This is a genomic window from Mesorhizobium sp. M1A.F.Ca.IN.020.04.1.1 (assembly GCF_003997315.1).
GTDB lineage: Bacteria > Pseudomonadota > Alphaproteobacteria > Rhizobiales > Rhizobiaceae > Mesorhizobium.
In genome coordinates, this window is record NZ_RZSN01000306.1 from 1 (window position 1) to 3,653 (window position 3,653).

3 protein-coding genes are annotated in these 3,653 nt (G+C 66.1%); 2 read left to right on the plus strand and 1 reads right to left on the minus strand.

Going from position 1 to position 3,653, the window contains the following annotated elements:
- The coding region (locus EOA49_RS30965) for a glycine cleavage T C-terminal barrel domain-containing protein (protein ID WP_281058467.1) at positions 1-1,662 on the plus strand (1,662 nt) is incomplete at its 5' end.
- On the plus strand, positions 1,655-2,281 hold the full coding sequence (locus EOA49_RS30970) for a sarcosine oxidase subunit gamma family protein (RefSeq protein ID WP_127240613.1): 627 nt from the start codon (positions 1,655-1,657) through the stop codon (positions 2,279-2,281). The genes EOA49_RS30965 and EOA49_RS30970, both read left to right, overlap by 8 nt.
- A gap of 102 nt (positions 2,282-2,383) precedes the next feature.
- Here EOA49_RS30970 and EOA49_RS30975 read toward each other — a convergent pair.
- Positions 2,384-3,653, minus strand: a 1,270-nt coding sequence (locus EOA49_RS30975; protein ID WP_164749349.1) for an efflux RND transporter permease subunit, incomplete at its 5' end; no start/stop codon positions are given.

Here is a 3,653-nt window from a genome sequence, read left to right on the forward strand (position 1 = left end):
GTGCCGGACGGCGCGCCGCCCGGCATGGCGGCGGCAGGCGCGGCGAACGGCGCCTTCGGCCTTGGCGCCTGCCTGCGGGAAGGTTTCGAGGCAGGTGCGGCAGCGGCGCGCGATACGGGACGGAGCGGCAACGCCGGATCGGCGCCCCTCGCCGACGACGAGGCCTTTTCGCTGACGCCGCTCTGGCATGTCGCCGGCAAAGGCAAGGCCTTCGTCGACCAGCAGCATGACGTGACGGCGTCCGATGTCGAGCTGGCGCAGCGCGAGGGTTTCGAGTCGGTCGAGCATCTGAAGCGCTACACGACGCTCGGCATGGCGACCGACCAGGGCAAGACCTCGAATGTCGCCGGCCTCGCCATCATGGCGGCGGTGTCGGGTAAATCCATTCCCGAAACCGGAACGACGATCTACCGGCCGCCTTATGTGCCGGTCGCCATCGGCGCCTTCGCCGGTCACCATCGCGACGAGAATTTCCATGCGACGCGGCTGACGCCGTCGCATCACTGGGCGGCCGAACAGGGCGCGGTGTTCGTCGACACCGGCCTGTGGAAGCGCGCGCAATGGTATCCGTTGCCCGGCGAAAAAGACTGGCTGGAATCGGTGACCCGCGAGGTCAAGGCGGTGCGAAGCGGCGTCGGCTTCTGCGATGTCTCGACGCTGGGCAAGATCGACGTGCACGGCCCGGATGCCGGCGCCTTCCTGGACCGCGTCTATATCAACGCGTTCTCCAGCCTCGCAGTTGGCAAAGCGCGTTATGGACTGATGCTGCGCGAGGACGGTGTCGTCTATGACGACGGCACCACCTCGCGCCTGGCCAAGGACCATTATTTCCTCACAACCACGACCGCCAAGGCTGGGCTGGTGATGCAGCATCTCGAATTCTGCCGCCAGGTCCTATTCCCCGAACTCGACGTGCAGCTGACCTCGGTCTCCGACCAGTGGGCGCAATTCTCCATCGCCGGTCCGAAGACCCGCGATCTGCTGAAGGAGATCGTCGATCCGGCCGAAGACCTGTCGAACGAAGGCTTTCCGTTCATGGGCGCGCGCGAAGTCAAGCTGCGCGGCGGCATCAAGGCGAGGCTGTTCCGGATCTCCTTCTCCGGCGAGATGGCGTTCGAGATTTCGGTGCCGGCGCGCTACGGCGAGGCTCTGGCGCGCAACCTGATGATCGCGGGAAAGCCGTTCGGCGTGACGCCTTACGGCACCGAGGCGCTCGGCGTGATGCGCATCGAAAAGGGCCATGTCGCCGGACCGGAGCTCAACGGCACCACAACGGCTGCCGATCTCGGTCTCGGCAAGATGATGTCGACCAAGAAGGATTTCATCGGCCGCGTCATGGCCGGCCGCGAAGCACTCGTCGCGCCGAACCGGCAGGTGGTCGTCGGCATCAAGCCGACCGACAAGGCGCGCCGCCTACGCTCCGGCGCGCACATCGTTCCCAAGGGCGAGACCCCCGGACCAGACAACGACCAGGGCTATATCACCTCGGTCTGCTTCTCACCGGTGCTCGACCAGTGGATCGGGCTCGGCCTCGTCGAGCGTGGCCGTGCGCGCATTGGTGAGATCGTGCGCGCTCATGATCCGCTGCGTGGCGAGGAGTACGATGTCGAGCTCTGCAATTCCGTCTTCTACGATCCGGATGGAGGGCGCCAGCGTGGCTGATTTTTCCTGGAACATCCGCAGCCCGCTCGAGCGCGCCCTGGTCGCCGGCCGTTATGGCGCGCCGGGCGAAGCCGGCGTGTCGCTGACCGAGATCCGCAATTTCGACCTCGTTCAGGTGATGGCGCGTCGCGGCAAGGCGGCCGAGACGGTCAATGCCGCGAAGGCTCGCTTCGGCGTCGCCGCACCGGAAACACCCAAGGCGGCCGACACGGCCGACGCGACGCTGATCTGGTCAGGACCGGACCAGTTTCTGGTGCTGTCGAGAGGCGGCGGGCAAAGGATGGAGACCCTTGCCCGCGTGTTTGCCGGTTTGGCCTCGCTTTCCGATCAATCACATGCGCGCGCGTTGATCAGCGTTTCCGGCGACAAGGCGCGCACGATGCTGGCCAAGCTGTCGTCGATCGACCTGCACCCCGAAATATTCCCGGTCGGCACGGCAGCCGCCACCTCGATCGACCATACCAGCGTGACGCTCTGGCGCGGGAAGAACCGACAAGACGGCCAGGCCGTGTTCAACCTCTTGGTATTCGCAACCTTTGCCGAAAGCCTGTGGCATACGATGCTCGACTCGGCCGCGGAGTATGGCGTGACGTTCGCGCATTCCGAGGAATTGGCGTAGGCGCCTCGCCGAGCGCGCCGCGGCGGCGCGAGGCGTTCTTTCGATGCGCATCATCCGCCACCGGCTTTCGCCGATGGCGGATGATTCGAGGTTGCCACCTTCTTATTCCGCAGCCAGCGCCAGCTGCGGTCTTTCGATGCCTTCGACCTGTTCCGGCTCCTGCGCCTGCTCGCCTGTCTTGGCCTTCTTGGGCTCGCGGCCGAAGAACAGGGCATAGCCCGCCGGCAGCACCAGGATGGTGAGCACGGTGGCGACGAGGATGCCGCCCATCATGGCGTAGGCCAGAGGCCCCCAGAAGACGGCGCGCGAGATCGGGATCAGCGCAAGCACCGCGGTCAGCGCCGTCAGCATGATCGGGCGGAAGCGGCGCACCGCAGCGCCGACGATCGCTTCCGATCGATCCATGCCGGCGGCGATGTCCTGGTCGATCTGGTCGACCAGGATGATCGAGTTTCGCATGATGATGCCGAGCAGCGCGATGACGCCGAGGATGGCGACAAAGCCGAAGGGCGCGCCGCTGATCAGAAGGGCTGCCGCGGCACCGATGATGCCGAGCGGGCCGGTGGCCAGCACCAGCATCGACTTGCCGAAATGCTGCAGCTGGACCATCAGCAAGATGACGATGACGGCCAGCATGATCGGTGCCTTGGCGGCGATCGAGGCCTGGCTTTCGGCCGAGTCCTCCGCGCCGCCCTGGATCTCGATCTTGTAGCCGGGGGCAAGGCCGGCACGCAGGTCCTTCATGTCGTTGTACATCTTGGTGACGACGTCGTTCGACTGCACGCCATCCGGCAACGTGGCGCGCACGCTGATGGTCGGCAGACGGTCGCGCCGCCACTCGATGCCCTGCTCCATCACGGGCACCACTTTCGCCACCTGGGACAGGGGCACGGAGCCGCCGAAGTCGGTCGGGATGTAGACGGAGTCGACCGAGGACAGCAGATGACGGGTCGCCTCCGGCTCGCGGGCGACGATCGAGACCGTCTCTTCGCCGTCGCGGAAATCGTCGAGCGGCGCACCGGACATGGTTGCCTGCAGCATCTGGCGAATGCGCTGCGATGTGACGCCTAGTGCCCGGGCTCGGTCCTGGTCGATCACCAGCTTCATCGCCGGCACCGGCTCCAGCCAGTCGTCATGGACGGCGCCGAGCAGCGGGTTTGCTTCGAACCTTGCCTTCACCTCGTCGGCGATGCGGCGCACCTCCTGGCGATCCGGCCCCATGATGCGCATTTGCACCGGCCAGCCGGTCGGCGGCCCGAGGAACAAACGATCGACCTTGGCGCGGATCGACGGGAAGTCCTTGGCGAGGATGCCTCGCATCTTGACGATCAGCCGCTCGCGCGCCGGCTCATCCTTGGCCATCACCAGAAGC